A 15746-nucleotide genomic window follows, 5' to 3' on the forward strand; every position below is an offset into this window, starting at 1 on the left:
GACGGAGGAAACAATGACAACGACCAATTTTTTAAGAATGAAAAAATGGAAGATGACAGGCATTATTGTGCTCTTATTAGTAATTGTGTACGGCTCTTCGATAATAACTGATTTTGATTTACTTAAAGGAGTCGCATCAATTCCCGGAACGATTACTTGGATTGCTACAAATCTTATACCCGATGCAGCGGCTATGGAAAATTTGCCAAAGGTGCTATCGCGCTTATGGGAGACGATTGTTTTATCCGTAATTGCATCAACAACAGCAGCTATATGTGCTTTCTTTTTTGCCATTTTTGGCTCTAAAACAACACAAATTAATCGTACCATAGCATTTTGTACACGCTTCATTGCCTCTGTATTTCGTAATATTCCTATTGTTGCATGGGCGTTAGTGCTAGTTATTTCATTTGGTCATAATGTGGTAACAGGCTATTTTGCATTGTTTATTTCTACATTTGGCACGTTAGTGCGTATGTTTATGGAAACAATTGACGAGGCAAGCGCAGATGGTGTGGAAGCCTTAAATGCAACGGGTGCTACTTATTTTCAAATGGTCTTTAAAGGTGTTTTACCAGATACGATGCCACAAATGCTGAGCTGGCTCTTTTATATGATTGAAACAAATATACGCAGTGCGACATTAATTGGATTATTAACAGGTACGGGGATTGGTTATTTATTCGACTTGCATTATAAGCGATTAGATTACGGTACACTTGGTTTAATTACATTGTCAATTATCATAGTTGTCATTGCGATTGAATTTGCCTCAAATAAAGTAAGGAGGATGATTTTATAATGGAGCACACATCTTTGTTGCAAGGGATTTATCTTAAAAATGGAAAAATCAAAACGCGCACAATGACAAAGGCGACAATTACGGTACGTGTGGTCATCATTTTTTTATCCATCTTTACATTAGTAGGTCCCTTTCTCTTAAAATATTCGGCAATTGATTGGCCAACAGCGCTTTTTTATACATTGGATAATTTGAAAATGATGTTTTTGCAGCCTGCCTTTAATCAAATTACCTTTGCTACAGCGATTACACAAATTTTGATTACATTGGCATTAGCTTTTTTATCAACGATATTAGGCGCAATTCTTTCTTTTTTCTTAGCAATTAACACAGCGAAAAATTTAGCGCCAGCAGGTCTGTCCAATGCGATTATTGCATTTAACTCTGTTATTCGTGCAGTGCCAACTGTACTTTGGGTATTAATTTTTGCTATCGTTGCAGGGCTAGGGGCTGTGGCAGCAGTGCTTGGGATGATGCTACATACAATGGCTTATTTAACGAAAGCCTATGCAGAATCCTTCGAGGAAATTGAAGAAGGAACAATTGAGGCGCTGCGTGCAGCTGGCGCTAGCTGGTGGCATATTATTTTCCACTGTGTATTGCCACAATCCGCCTCCTATCTTGTATCGTGGACGTTTTTACGTTTTGAAACGAACTACGGTGTAGCTATCGCAATGGGAGCAGCAGCGGCAGCGGGGGGGATTGGCTTCGAGCTATTTATGTCCTCAAGCTTCTATTATGATTTATATGAGGTCGGCATGATAACTTACTGTGCATTGATTGTAGCGATTGTTTTAGAAATCATTGCACTGCAAATCAAAAAGCGCTTGATGGCTAGTTAGAAGAGGATGCCCAAAAAGCCAGGTGGTTGCTGGCATTTTGGGCGCTTTCGGTGATATTTTGATAAAGTGAAGCTTCAATCACTGGGGATTTTTCTCATCCCTCATTGATTGCCCGTAAATGCGGGACAAAATGTTCGCTTGTGGAAATAGAGAGCGACTTTCTTTGAAAATGTGAGAACATATGCTTTGGCGGTGTTTATTTTTCAGCAGCCTTATCTTTTATATTAAATATTTGTTGAAAATGCTTGCTCTTAGGGTGGTCGCAATAAATTATCATTATCCTCGTCGCGAAGTAGTCATCTAAAAATGATTTTTCAGACGCCCCTTTAATGCGTTGGCAAAAGCAAACGAACTTTTAGGTATCTAGTAGAGTACCTTGCATGAACAGAAAGATTTTGCACTTACCAGAAGAACAAGGATGCTAAGGCGATACCTGCGATAGCTCCAATTGCAATGCCGTAGCCGAAGCCTGGGCGATAACCATAGCCCCAAAAGCCTAAGCTATAGCCACCAAATCCTCTGTCGGGCTCAAGCCAAACCATTCTACGGTCGACGTTCGTAATGCGTCCGACATGTACGCGTCCATCCGTATCTGTAATACGTACTCTTTTTCCATGATATTGACAGCATAAATCATATACTTCTGCTCTGCTCATAATTTTTCCCTCCTTTTCCCGTCATACATCTTAATATATGTAGAAATCGTTACTAGACATAAGCTAGTTGACTATGACAAGAAGGGATAAATATAAAAGAAGCTGCTTGAAAGATTGTGTGTTCACACGCTTTTCAAAACAACTTCTTACACTTTTTAAAATGAGTAATTGACTCAATTATACACAATGATAACGCCCAACCGGAACAATTAAAGGTGTTTTTGAAACAGGGTCTTCGATTACCATGCTATCTAAATCGAAGGTTTCTTTAATTAATTCGCTTGTAATAATACTTTGAGGTGCCCCCTCTGCAAGTAAGCGTCCGTTTTTTAATGCAAATAAGTAATCTGCATAGCGAGCAGAAAGGTTAATATCGTGTAGTACCATCACAATGGTTGTACCATATTTTTTGTTTAAATCTGTTAGCAAATCTAAAATTTCGACTTGATATGTAATATCTAAAAATGTAGTCGGCTCATCTAAAAATAAAATATCTGTTTGTTGCGCTAATGCCATCGCAATCCAGACACGCTGGCGCTGACCACCCGATAGCTCATCAATATTTCGGTCGGCAAATTCTGTAATGTTCATCATTTCAAGTGCCTCTGCAACTGCTTCATAATCTTGCTTTGACCAGCCTTTAAATAATGTTTGGTGAGGGAAGCGACCGCGTCCGACTAAATCGGCAACCGTAATACCTTCTGGTACGACAGGTGACTGTGGTAAAAGTCCTAGCACACGTGCTAATTGCTTTGGTGGCATTTGATGAATTGATTTGCCATCTAGTACAACTTGACCGCCTGTCGGTTTAATAAGGCGCGCCATCGTTTTTAATAAGGTTGACTTTCCACAACCGTTGGCACCAATTATAATGCTGATTTTATTGCTAGGAATACCAATGCTGACATCTTCTAAAATCATTTTTTGTTCATAACCAGATACAATATGTTCAGCTAAAAGTGTGTGTGTTGGTTTCATTATATATCTCCCTTTCGATTGATTCGAATTAACAAGTAAATTAAGTAAGGTGCACCAATGATTCCGGTAATAACACCTACTGGATATCTAGCTGTAAATGCGAATTGACCAATTAAGTCTGCAGCCAATACTAAAATAACACCAATTAGACCGGCTGGTAGTATATTTGAAAATCCAACACCAACTAACCTTTTGGCAATTGGTCCAGCAAGGAACGCAACAAAGGCAATCGGTCCTGTCGTTGCTGTGGCAAGCGCAATGATTAATACGGAACAAATAATTAAAATAAATCTCGTTTGATTTGTGTTTACACCTAAAGAGGTAGCCGCCTGTTCACCAAGCTCAAGCATTTCTAACTGTTTTCCGAAAAATAAAAGCACAGGTGTGAAAAGAAGGACAGCAATAATTAATGGAAATAAAGTTTCCATTTTTGCCCCATTCAAACTTCCACTTAACCATCTCATTGCAGCTGGAATATCGTGTGTATTGCCAATTAGCATTAAATAAGAGATGAATGCATTCAACATTGCTTGAATACCAATTCCGATTAAAATTAATCTGCCAATTGAAAAAGAAGAGCCTTTTGATAATGCATAGATAATAAGTACAGTAGCTAATCCACCAATGATTGAAGCAAGGGACACAACAGTATTACTTGCTTGGAGGACAATAATACAAAATACAGCAGCAGCACTTGAACCGGCTGTAATACCGATAACATTCGGGTTGGCTAAAGGATTACGCAGTATTGTTTGGAAAGTATAACCACCTACACCAAATGCAAAGCCAGCAAACACGCCTGCCAGCATTCGAGGGAAGCGAATTGTACCTACAGCGAAAGAGGCTCCTTGCACATCTTGACCTAAGAGCACACGTATAACATCTTGAAGAGGATAAATCGTGTTGCCAAGCATTAGCATTGTGCCGCAAAGTATTACTGAAATAACAGTGAGCACAGACGTTGTTAGCACAAAGCGTCTTTTTCTTCGTTGTCTGCCTTCCATTATAGATTTCAATGTATTATTTATCATAACGCACGCATTTTCGCTTTCATCGTAATTAAAATTAAAATAGGGGCGCCAATAAAGGCTGTTAAAATACCAACCTCTAGCTCACCAGGACTGCCAAGAAGTCGGCCGCAAACATCTGAAAATGTTAAAATAATAGCCCCTGTTAGAGCAGACATTGGAATAATAAAGCGAATATCAGGTCCAATGACTAGGCGGACAACGTGAGTCGCTAATAAGCCGATAAAGCCAATTGGGCCTGCTAGAGCTGTGGCAGCCCCACATAAAAGAACGCCGCCTAATGCTGCAAATATTCGTAATGAACCAGTGCGAACACCTAATCCAGTTGCTACCTCATCACCAAGCGCCAAAGCATTTAATGCTGGCGCGGTAAAGAGGGCAATCACTATGCCTACTACTAAAAATGGAATAAATAATTGAATCGCATCCCAGCTTCCAGAACCGACACTTCCAACTTGCCAAAATCGAAATTGGTCCATGACATTTGTTCGAGGAATCATAACCGCAACGACTAATGAAGACAAAATAGCACTTGTAGCAGCACCTGCAAGTACAAGCTTTAATGGCGTAGCCCCGCTTGCCCCCATAGAGCCTATTCCAAAGACAAAAATAGCAGTAATAATAGCCCCTGCTATCGCTAACCATATATATTGGTTTGCAGAACTAATGTTTAAAAAAGCAATGCCACAAACAACAAAAAGGGATGCCCCTGTGTTTACCCCTAAAATACTTGGATCTGCAATTGGATTGCGCGTAACGGATTGCATCAGTGCCCCAGAAACACCTAATGCCGCCCCACACATTAAACTAAAAATTGTTCGGGCGATTCGTTGTCGAACAACATTGGCCTCATGGGACTCGGCGTCAGGATGGAATAATCCATCCATCAGTCCAGCCCAGCCAATTGTACGAGAACCGAATACAAGTGAAGCAATTATACATACCGCAAGTAAAATGATAAGAAGTATCAAAACCTTACCAAAATGTTTAGGAGCAAATAACTGCTTATTTTCGGTAGCTTGTAACTTATTCATATTATTTCAGATTTTTTGCTACGTCTGAGATTAATGATAAATATTCATCAATTGTATAGGCAATTGATAGCGAGCTCGGTGTACCGGCAGCAGCAAGCGGTGTATTGTCACCGACTACAACAACACTACCATTTTGAATAGCAGGTACTTTTCCTAAAATAGGGTCAGCTTGTAAAGCAGGTAAAGTTGTATCATCACCATAAACAATAAATATTTCCACATCTGATAAAGCATCTGCATTTTCAGCACTTAATTCAATATAGAAGCTGCTTTTATCTGCAATTTGATTTGTAATGCTTTCAGGGTACTCCATACCTAACTCGATTAAAAACTCACCGCGTGGGTCAGCTGGCGTATATACATAGAATTTTGATAAGTCAGTTGCATTAAACATAGCGAACGCGGCTTTTTTACCTTTAATGTCAGCGTGTTGGCTTGCTTTATCTTGGATTAACTTCTCAGTATCCGCGATTAATTGTTTACCTTCTGCTTCCATCCCCATCCCTTTAGAGTTTAACTCAATTTGGTCACGCCAAGAAGTCACCCAAGGAATTTCTTTATAGGCAACAACAGGCGCGATTTGGCTTAGTGTATCGTAATCTTCCTGTGTAATACCAGAATATGCAGCAAGAATAACATCAGGGTTAGAGTCAGCAATCGCTTCAAAATCTAAACCGTCCGTATCTTGATAGATGTTTGGATTTTCTTCGCCAAGCTCTTTTAACTTTTCAGCAGTCCAAGGAAGCATACCGCTACCATCCTGCACACCGTAGTTAGCTGCTGAGAAACCTACTGGAACTACACCTAGTGCTAATGCAACATCATGGTTTGACCAAGCGATTGTCGCTACACGCTCAGGTTTTTCTTTAATAACTGTTTCGCCGAAAGCATGTTTAATTGTAATTGGATATTGTTGACCGTCCGTAGCTTCAGATGGATTATTTGTTACTTGTTCTTCTTCTTTTGCAGGTGTTTCCTCGTTTGATGAATCAGCACATGCAGCTAAAACGAAGACCATTGCCGACATAAGCATTAATAAGAACAAGGAATTTTTAATTTTTTGCATTTTATTTCCCTCACTTAATTTTCTAAGTTGATAATGAGAATCTTTATCACTCAAAAAAATAATACTATTATTTCAGTAAAAGTCAACTGAATTTTTCGTTTTCCCATTGGAAATAGTAGTCGTACGAGAAGGAACATAATAAAATAAAACATTACTATCACTATTTTACAGTGAAAAATTAGCGTGTATTGCAAATTCATTGATAGACACACGCCAATCATTCATCGCATAGGTTAAGGAAAAAGGGTGAGGAATATTGGGCGTAATCGAAACGGCTCCAATGCTTGCAAAGGTAGTTGCATTATGTAGCAAAGAAAACACTACAAAGATGGTAGAAATCCATTGTGATGAGTTATGTATGCCATTGCAAAAGCTATTTCCTTGGGCATCCAAAGAGGCCATTCAATACGAGTTATTAAGCAATGGGCTGTTTCAACCATTTGAATGGCGGCAGGCTAAGCGGTTATTACGAAATAGAGAAATATGGCCGATTGTTGAACAGGAGTATGAGCGCTTGCGTAATTTATGGCATGGCCCTGATATACCAATTTATATTTTTCCAATAACAAAAGGAGCACCAAAGAAAAATGGCATAGCTTATTCGAACGGGCTTTTTTTATTTGTGTCTGAAGCATTGCAGGTAGATGAGCTACACGCACTGTTAGCACATGAATATAATCATGTTTGCCGTCTATACTATTTAAAGCGCAAGCCTAATGAATTGTCATTACAAGATTCACTGGTTATTGAAGGCTTGGCAGAATGCGCCGTAGAGGAACTATATGGTGAGCGATGGTTGTCACCATGGACGAAGTATTATACAGTAGAACAAGTGCTGCCGATTTGGCAGGAGCATTTTATACCAGCTTTACAGCTAATTGATATAGAGAAGCATCAGCCCTATTTATTTGGAAATCATGAGAAATTACCTAGTTGGATTGGTTACTGTATTGGGTATAGATTAGTAAAGTCCTTTCAGCAGAAAAAAGACTTAATATCAGTGGATTTATTGCATTTACCAGCCCAGACAATAGTTGAGGGCTCTGCATTTATCCCGTATTAATAGGCTGTAAGATTTTGGAGTTATCCTAGAAGTCCATTTTGTTTTGCTACCTCATTGAAATCAATGTTTTCAGCGCTTCCCTTTTACTGAAGGATAACACTGCTAAAGCCAATGTTCATCCCATTTTTAAAAGTGACGTTTTCTGCTTAGATGATTCAATATTTTGTGAAACATCATCGCAACTGTTCAAAATGCCAGCTATGCACGGCTTTTTGAACAGCCCCTTGTAAAAAATGATTGATGAAGCTAAATGATTTGCGGTGAGGGAGAAAATCTGGGATTCACCTTATGAGATAAGACAAAGGAGTGGTTTAGATGAAGAAATGGCTATGGATGTCTATATTCGTTTTAATTTTATTAACAGCTTGCTCACAAAATGATGCTAAAAAAGGCCATGAGGCAACACAGGAGCAAACAATTGTAGTTTATGAATCGGATGCCAATGCAGAGTATGTTATTCCTCGCGAGGTTGAGTATCCTGAAGAAATAAAGCAATCCGTCATTCGCTTTATTTTTGACCAAGTTGTCTTTGAACAGGTGAACTTGGTAGATTATAAACTTGCAAATAATGATAGCACGCTTATATTAAATTTAGATGATGGGGTATTACAAGTGCAGGGCTCAGCTGGTGGGCAGATGTTTATGGGTTCGCTCGCTGAATCTTATTTTGAAAATTTCCCTTATGTTCAGGAAATTGTGTTGCTACACAATGGCTCGTCAGAAGCGATATTAGACCATGTTTTTATTGGTCAACCAATTACACGCGAGCAATCATTTAAGAGAGCCGAATAAAAGCTTGCATTTTATTTTATTTGTATGTATGATAAACTTCAAATTGAAACGAAAAGCGTTGAAGAGGAAAGTATAGTAGGGACGTTTGATAGAGAGCTTCTGATGGTGGAAATGAAGCAAACAAACCTAGTGGAAAATGGCCTCGGAGCTGCGTACCGAACGAATAGTAGGCTACGACGAGAAAGGCACTCGTTACAACAGCAGCAGTATCTCGCATGCGACGTACTGAATGAGGCTAATGGTGTGAGCTATTAGTGAATATAGGTGGTATCACGTTAATTCAACGTCCTAATCTTTTTAGATTAGGGCGTTTTTTTACATTTAAAGGAGGATTTATGATGACAATTGTTATTGGGGGAGCTTGGCCGTATGCGAATGGCTCTTTGCATTTAGGGCATATTGCAGCATTATTACCAGGAGATATTTTAGCACGCTATTACCGACAAAAAGGGGAGCGTGTGCTATATGTATCTGGTAGTGATTGTAATGGTACGCCAATTTCCATTCGTGCAAGTCAAGAAAATACAACTGTCTCAGCAATTGCTGAACATTATCATGAGGAGTTTCAAAAATGCTTTACACAGCTAGGTTTTACTTATGATTTTTATACGCGAACAGATGCAATACACCATCACCAAGCTGTTCAACAATTATTTTTACATCTTTTGGAAAAAGGACATCTCTATAGCCAAAAAGTGGAGCAGGCTTATTGTGAAGCAGACCAACAATTTCTACCTGACCGTTTGGTAGAAGGAATTTGTCCAAATTGTGGTGCAAAGGCGAGAGGCGATCAATGTGATGCTTGTTCAGCCATTTTAGATCCGCTCGATTTATTGGAAAAGCGCTGTAAAATTTGCGGTAATAAGCCTGTTATAAAAGAAACGGAGCATTTATATTTTGCCTTTAGCAAATTTCAAACTACTTTGGAGCAATTTGTGAAACGAGCAAAAAGTGAAAAGCGTTGGCGTGATAATGCACTTGCATTAACAGAGCGGTATCTGGCAGAAGGTGTTCCAGACCGTGCTGTAACACGCGATTTGCCAAATGGTGTTGAAGTGCCTGTAGATGGCTTCCGCGATAAAAAAATTTACGTTTGGATTGAAGCGGTCGCAGGTTATTTAACAGCAAGTATGGAGTGGACACGTCAACATGGTGAGGTGTTAGAAAATTGGTGGAATGAGGAAACAACCTCCTATTACATTCACGGTAAGGATAATATTCCGTTTCATAGTGTAATATGGCCCGCAATTTTAATGGGACTGAACAATCCATCATTACCAACGAATATTATTTCAAATGAATATTTAACTTTAGAAAAAAGAAAGCTATCAACTAGTCAAAATTGGGCGGTATGGATTCCTTATATGATTGAAAAATATGATGCAGATTCAATTCGCTACTTTCTAACAGCCAATGCACCTGAAAATCGCGATGCTGATTTTTCATGGCGAGAATTTATTTACAGTCATAACGGAGAATTGCTTGGTGCATATGGTAATTTTGTCAATCGCACATTGAAGTTTATTGAGAAATCGTTTGACGGGATTGTGCCAAATGGGGAAATTGACAAAGTGATTCGTCAGCGTACAGTTGCGCTATATGGTAGCGTTGGTACACTTATTGAGCAAGGACACTTTAAGGAGGCATTAGAGCAAGTTTTTAATTATGTACGTGCTGCAAATCGTTATTTTGATGAGCAACAGCCATGGCTACAAGTAAAGGATAATGCAGGAGGTGCCAGTCAAACAATAGCAACCTGTACGTATATCATCGCAAACTTAGCACAGTTATTACAGCCGTTTTTACCATTTTCAACAGAGAAAATTCGCGCAATGCTACAAATTGAAGAAATTGAGTGGCGGGAACAGACTGTAGTGCAAGTGCGATTGCAAGCTGTTACAGCATTGTTTGAACGCATTGACGTGGCACGAATTGAGGAAGAATATAATACATTGATTACAAATCAAATTGACTTTTAAAAAATAATTAGGTATATTGAAATTACTAAATATCGGAAGTAGGTGTTGTGACATGATGAATATGATTGCGATTGACAAACTGCCATTCAGCTTGTTCTCTTTCACACGCCTACTGTGTACGTATTGACGTATACTTATTTAGCTCTAAATCGATTGAAACTTCAAATAGTGGAATACACTTCTGCTAATTGTTAGTTGAATTCATCGAGCTTTTACGAACGTTATTATCTTGTATTCAGATACAAATAAGTTTCCTGTTCGTTAATGGAGTAAAGCTCCTATGTGTGTAAAAGTCTTGAACTGCTGAATGGCAGCTCAGGACTTTTTTATATACATTTTAGGAGGAATACACATTGGAATTAAGTAAATTAGGATTAACAGCATTTTTTAGTGAGCAAATTAATAATTTGGAAGACAAATACAAAAAATATACACCGGCACGCGTTGTATTAGAGCATAAGCATTCTTACCGTGTAGTTACAGAGCAGGGAGAGTGGCTTGCAACAATCGCAGGTAATTTTGCATACAATGCCTTTGCACGAGAAGATTATCCAGCAGTAGGGGATTGGGTGCTAGTGGAGCAAATGCCGGGAGAGGAAAAGGCCATTATTCATAAGCTGCTAGAGCGCAAGTCCGTCTTTTCACGTAAGGTAGCAGGCTTGGAAATTGGGGAGCAGATTGTAGCAGCGAATGTAGATATTGTTCTACTCGTAATGAGCTTAAACGAGGATTTTAACATTCGTAGATTAGAGCGCTATTTAGTCGCAGCATGGGATTCAGGGGCAAAGCCAGTTATCGTTTTAACGAAGGCGGATTTATGTAAGGATGCTACGCACTCTGTTAAGGAAGTGGAAAGTGTTGCGTTTGGTGTTGAAATTATCGTGACAAGCATGGTTACAGGAATTGGCTTTGAGCGTTTGCGCGAATTATTCCCGGAAGGGGTGACAGGGGCATTGCTTGGCTCTTCAGGAGCTGGGAAGTCTACGCTAACAAATGTACTTTTAGGTACGGAGCGCATGAAGGTTTCGAGCATTCGAGAGGATGATGCTAAAGGGCGACATACGACAACACATCGTGAGCTTGTGATGTTAAGCTCAGGAGGATCTTTAATCGATACACCGGGAATGCGAGAATTGCAGCTTTGGAATCAATCGGATAGTCTTGCATCAAGCTTCCAAGATATCGAACAATTAGCAGGACAATGTCGATTTAGGGATTGTACACATAAGGGAGAGCCGCATTGTGCTGTACAGCAGGCAATCGATGAGGGCATGCTAGAAAAAGCACGTCTTCAAAGCTATTTTAAGCTACAACGCGAGTTAGCCTATATCGAGCGAAAAACAGATATACAAGTAAAACAGAACGAACAACGAAAATGGAAACAAATTTCAAAAGGCTTGAAATCCAAGAGAAAGGGATAACGATAGATAATAAACTGAGAAAACTAACTCGTCTATAATACGGGAGGGTGTGCCGAAAGCCTTGCGGTTGCTGATTTCTTAGGCTTACCTTAGAAGAAACACCACCAGCTACCCTTTCAAATAAAGTGCTCTCTATCATTAACAAGCCGATACTTTAAACAAACATCACCGAAAGTGTCCGCCATGTCGGCAACTGCACGGCATGGCGGACGCCCATTATAATTGTAATTGATTTTGTAGATTAGCGTAAAACCCTTTTTTGCCCATTAACACTTCGTGATTGCCTTGTTCAATTATTGAGCCATCTTGAATGACAAGAATTTGATTGGCATTTTCGATTGTTTTGAGACGGTGGGCAATAACGAAACTTGTACGCCCCTTCATTAAATTGTTAAGCCCCTTTTGGATATGCACTTCTGTCATTGTATCAACACTTGAAGTCGCTTCATCTAATATTAAAATATCCGGGTCTTCAAGAATTGCCCGTGCAATTGCAATTAGCTGTCGCTGTCCTTGACTTAAATTCATTCCCCCTGAAACGAGCATTGTATCGTATTCATAAGGTAAATATTTAATGAAATTATGAGTATAAGCAATTTTAGCAGCTTGTTCCACTTCTTCATCAGTTGCATCTAATTTACCATATCGAATATTATCACGCACTGTGCCAGAAAATAAATACGTATCTTGTAATACAACGCCTATATGGCTACGCAAATTTTCTAACTTATATGTTGTAATCTCTTCATCATCGATAAAAATTTGTCCTTGCTTTGCATCATAAAATCGATTTAATAATTGAATAATTGTTGTTTTACCAGAGCCTGTCGGACCAACAAGAGCGATTGTCTCCCCAGCATTAGCTTGGAACGTAATATTTTTGAGAATTGGCTTTGCCTTGCTGTAGTAAAAGTGAACATTTCGAAATTCAACCTTTCCAACGAATTGCTCTTTTTCAAGTGCATTCGAAATATCTGCTACTTCTTCTTCCTCGTCTAATATTTCAAATACCCGTTCGGCCCCTGCGATGGCAGATTGAAATGTATTTAAAAGATTCGATAATTGATTGATTGGACGGAAAAATTGGCGAGAGTAAGTGACGAATGCTGCAATAACACCGACGGTTACGAGTTGATATACAGCTAATAACGCGCCAACACCGATGATTAACCCGATGCCTAAGTTATTTGAAAGGTTATTAATCGGACCTAAAAAGCCAGATATAATCTCAGCCTTTAAAGCAGAAGCGCGTAATTTTTCATTTTCTAGCTTGAACTTTTCAATTGTTTCCTTTTCCCTTCCAAATAAAGTGATTACATTTGAATTGGAAATTGTTTCTTCGATATAACCATTTAAGTTACCTAAGTCACGTTGTCTTGTTTTATAATTGACACTACTTCTTTTAATAATTTGTTTCGATATAAGTACAATGACTGGGATAATCGTTAGTGACACAATAGCTAAAATCCAATTTAAGTAAAACATCGCAATCGCCGTACCGATAATTGTAAATAATGATGAAACAATTTGGATTACACTTTGAGATAACGCCATATGCAAATTATCAATATCGTTTGTCATTCTACTCATTAAATCGCCCTGTTGTCGTTTATCAAAAAATGAAAGTGGCATTGCTTGAATTTTAATAAATAGCTCTTTTCGCAATCGTTGAATCGACCTTAAAGACACGCGCGTCATGACAAAGGTTTGTAGCCATGAGAAAAGGGAGGAGGCAATATAAATAACCGCTAAAATGATTAACATTCTTACCGTTCCAGATAAATTCCCGGGAATAATATATTGGTCAATAAGAATTCCAATAAGTAAAGGTCCTAATAAATTTAGAATAGAGGATGTAATAACAAAAAGGGTAGCTAAAAGCATACCTAATCGTTGCTGGCGTAAATAACTCCAAATGCGACTGAGAGTAGCCTTTTGATTTTTTGGCTTTACAACAGGTCCGCGAAAGTGCCCTCCACGTTCTAATCCCGTTCTAGTTCCTTGCTTTTGTTGACTAGACATGTCAAATCACTCCCTCTTTTTCTGCCTGTGTTGCTACAATCTCCTGATAATGCTTGCTTAACTTGAGTAATTGTTCATGGCTACCAGACGCTACTAGTCTGCCATCATCTATTACAAGAATTTGGTCTGCTTTTTTTATGGAAGATACTTTTGAGGAGACAATGAATTTTGTGCTCATAGGGAACTTTTCCGCGATAGCCTGCTGAATTTTCCTTTCTGAAATCGCATCAACTGCTGATGTTGTATCATCCAAAATAAGGATAGCTGGTTTTCTAATAAATGCACGTGCCATCGCTAAGCGTTGTTTTTGTCCGCCTGAAAGATTCGTTGCACCTTGTGTAAGCACATGCTGTTCCTTATCTGAAAGCTTATCAACAAATTCGGCTGCGCATGAAGCTTCTAATGCTTCGTTTATTTCCTCGATATTTGCATCCAGTTTGCCGTATTTTAAATTTTCCTCAATCGACATTGAAAACAATGCTGCTTTTTGTGGGGCATAGCCAATTGCATTGCGTAAGTTTTGCAAATCATAGTTTTGGATAGGTTGCTGGTCGATGAAGATTTCCCCACTATCAACATCAAAAACTCTTGGTAGCATTTTTATAATTGTTGATTTTCCGCTACCTGTCATTCCGATGATGCCTATTGTTTCACCAGCCTTCACATGAAAGGAAATATTTTTAAGAACGGGTTCTCCCTGTTTTGTATAAGAAAAGCTTACATTTCTAAATTCCACCTCTCCTTGTGGGCTTGTTATGATTGAATCATTAAAATTGACTATGTCATTGGGCTTCTCTAAAACAGTGACAATACGCTCAGCACTAGGGATTGCACGGGCAATTTGAATGAGTACGTTACTTGAACTCATTAAACCTTGCATAATCATCATTAAATAGTTGATAAATGCTAAAATTACCCCGACCTCAATTGTATTGTTTTCTACTTTGATAGCACCTGTCCAAAGTGCAAATACAAGTCCGATGTTTACAATGAGTGCTGTTAGTGGCATAAGCATTCCGACTACTTGTTCTGCTGTAATATTTCTTTCTGTTAAACGCCCATTAATTTTTAGAAATTGTTTGATTTGATGCGTTTTACGATTAAATGCTTTTATGACATGTATTCCTGCTAAATTTTCCTGTACTTTCGTGTTCATTTGGTCCATTACTTCTTGTACTTTTCTGAAAAATTTTCCAGTAAGCTGTGTAATAACGATTACGCTAATAGCAAGCAATGGCACGACGTAAAGTAACACTGAAAATAATTCACGTGCTGTTAAATAAACGAAAAAGATTGCTCCGATAAATGTAAATGGCCCACGCACGAATATTTTTAATAGCATAAGTAGTGCACGTTGAACAGTTTCAACGTCCATCGTTAAATTAGTAATTAATTTTCCTAAGGTAAAGTGGTCTTTGTTTTTTTCTGAAAAATATGTGATTGTTTCATATAAATCCTGACGTATATCTGTTGCGAAATTAACTGCCGCCTTAGAGCTAAAAATAGAACAGCCAATTGCGCCAATAAATCCTATTACGGCACAAAAAATCATTAGCGCAAACATGCTAATAATATATTTCGTATCGTCATTTGCAATTCCGTTATCAATGACTTTCTGTAAAATAGCAGGCTGTATTAAATCCATTGCCACTTCTATTAGCATCGTTAATGGTGCAAGTATAGCAAAGATAATATATGGATTAATGTATTTTCGAAGCTTCCAAGTAGCTTTCATCTTTAAACACCTCTGATTCCTTATATAACAATATAGTTGATTTGTATACACTTGTATACTTTAAACTATTTAAAATACATATTCAACCACATATAAAAATTTTCCGTTTTCACTCATAATGGCATTGGTCTTCAATACGATGCCACCGATTTATATTTAGCTAATACATTAAGCATTGAATAAGACCTTTGCTCTTGCGTTTAAACTTTGCAAGAAATCCCCTCTTTAATAAAAGCTATTACTTAAAAGATACGAGTAAAAGTAGCGTGTTATTTCAATTGATTTTATGTATACATTTGTATACAATTTAATTTAGTCAGTGTAGAAG

Annotated in this window: 13 protein-coding genes and 1 other annotated feature; of the genes, 6 read left to right on the forward strand and 7 right to left on the reverse strand. The window is 38.3% G+C overall.

Annotated elements, in window-relative coordinates:
* Nucleotides 1–13: 13 nt before the first annotated feature.
* Both MHH70_RS13575 and MHH70_RS13580 read left to right on the forward strand, forming a co-directional pair.
* The gene (locus MHH70_RS13575; protein ID WP_066169328.1) at nt 14–802 is read left to right on the forward strand and encodes an ABC transporter permease subunit; all 789 of its coding nucleotides are present in this window, start codon (nt 14–16) and stop codon (nt 800–802) included.
* Nucleotides 802–1644: an ABC transporter permease subunit gene (locus MHH70_RS13580; protein WP_342471758.1), complete on the forward strand. Its 843-nt coding sequence runs from the start codon at nt 802–804 to the stop codon at nt 1642–1644. The genes MHH70_RS13575 and MHH70_RS13580 overlap by 1 nt, the downstream gene beginning before the upstream one ends.
* Before the next feature lie 401 nt (nt 1645–2045).
* On the opposite strand, the gene MHH70_RS13585 is transcribed toward MHH70_RS13580, so the two are convergent.
* From MHH70_RS13585 to MHH70_RS13605, 5 genes are all read right to left on the reverse strand, one after another.
* Nucleotides 2046–2300, reverse strand: a complete 255-nt coding sequence (locus tag MHH70_RS13585; protein ID WP_066169324.1) for a hypothetical protein — start codon at nt 2298–2300, stop codon at nt 2046–2048.
* Nucleotides 2301–2477: 177 nt separating this feature from the next.
* The gene (locus MHH70_RS13590; protein WP_066169320.1) at nt 2478–3278 is read right to left on the reverse strand and encodes an ABC transporter ATP-binding protein; all 801 of its coding nucleotides are present in this window, start codon (nt 3276–3278) and stop codon (nt 2478–2480) included.
* Complete coding sequence (locus tag MHH70_RS13595) at nt 3278–4309, reverse strand: iron chelate uptake ABC transporter family permease subunit (protein WP_066169318.1); 1032 nt, start codon at nt 4307–4309, stop codon at nt 3278–3280. Before MHH70_RS13595 ends, MHH70_RS13590 begins: the two co-directional genes overlap by 1 nt.
* Nucleotides 4306–5340 (reverse strand): iron ABC transporter permease, encoded by a 1035-nt coding sequence (locus MHH70_RS13600; protein WP_342471759.1) that lies wholly within the window; start codon nt 5338–5340, stop codon nt 4306–4308. Before MHH70_RS13600 ends, MHH70_RS13595 begins: the two co-directional genes overlap by 4 nt.
* A gap of 1 nt (nt 5341) precedes the next feature.
* Nucleotides 5342–6406 carry an iron-siderophore ABC transporter substrate-binding protein gene (locus tag MHH70_RS13605; RefSeq protein ID WP_066169314.1) on the reverse strand — a complete coding sequence of 355 codons (1065 nt, stop codon included), beginning with the start codon at nt 6404–6406 and terminating at the stop codon, nt 5342–5344.
* A gap of 256 nt (nt 6407–6662) precedes the next feature.
* On the opposite strand from MHH70_RS13605, the gene MHH70_RS13610 reads away from it, so the two are divergent.
* The 4 genes from MHH70_RS13610 (at nt 6663) to rsgA (ending at nt 11661) form a co-directional block, all read left to right on the forward strand.
* Nucleotides 6663–7469 carry a DUF2268 domain-containing putative Zn-dependent protease gene (locus MHH70_RS13610; RefSeq protein WP_235616072.1) on the forward strand — a complete coding sequence of 269 codons (807 nt, stop codon included), beginning with the start codon at nt 6663–6665 and terminating at the stop codon, nt 7467–7469.
* A gap of 315 nt (nt 7470–7784) precedes the next feature.
* On the forward strand, nt 7785–8261 hold the full coding sequence (locus tag MHH70_RS13615; RefSeq protein ID WP_066169312.1) for a hypothetical protein: 477 nt from the start codon (nt 7785–7787) through the stop codon (nt 8259–8261).
* A gap of 49 nt (nt 8262–8310) precedes the next feature.
* Nucleotides 8311–8555, forward strand: a binding site (T-box leader).
* Nucleotides 8556–8599: 44 nt separating this feature from the next.
* Nucleotides 8600–10240, forward strand: a complete 1641-nt coding sequence (gene metG, locus MHH70_RS13620) for a methionine--tRNA ligase (RefSeq protein WP_342473205.1) — start codon at nt 8600–8602, stop codon at nt 10238–10240.
* 353 nt (nt 10241–10593) lie between these two features.
* Nucleotides 10594–11661 (forward strand): ribosome small subunit-dependent GTPase A, encoded by a 1068-nt coding sequence (rsgA, locus tag MHH70_RS13625; RefSeq protein ID WP_107943381.1) that lies wholly within the window; start codon nt 10594–10596, stop codon nt 11659–11661.
* Between the two features lie 216 nt (nt 11662–11877).
* Here rsgA and MHH70_RS13630 read toward each other — a convergent pair whose 3' ends face one another.
* Together MHH70_RS13630 and MHH70_RS13635 are read right to left on the reverse strand one after the other, a co-directional pair.
* The gene (locus MHH70_RS13630) at nt 11878–13683 is read right to left on the reverse strand and encodes an ABC transporter ATP-binding protein (protein WP_342471760.1); all 1806 of its coding nucleotides are present in this window, start codon (nt 13681–13683) and stop codon (nt 11878–11880) included.
* Nucleotide 13684: 1 nt separating this feature from the next.
* A complete protein-coding gene (locus MHH70_RS13635; protein ID WP_342471761.1) occupies nt 13685–15418 on the reverse strand; it encodes an ABC transporter ATP-binding protein in 1734 nt (577 codons plus the stop codon).
* Nucleotides 15419–15746 lie beyond the last annotated feature (328 nt).

This window comes from Metasolibacillus sp. FSL H7-0170 (assembly GCF_038593115.1).
Taxonomy (GTDB): Bacteria; Bacillota; Bacilli; order Bacillales_A; family Planococcaceae; genus Metasolibacillus; species Metasolibacillus fluoroglycofenilyticus.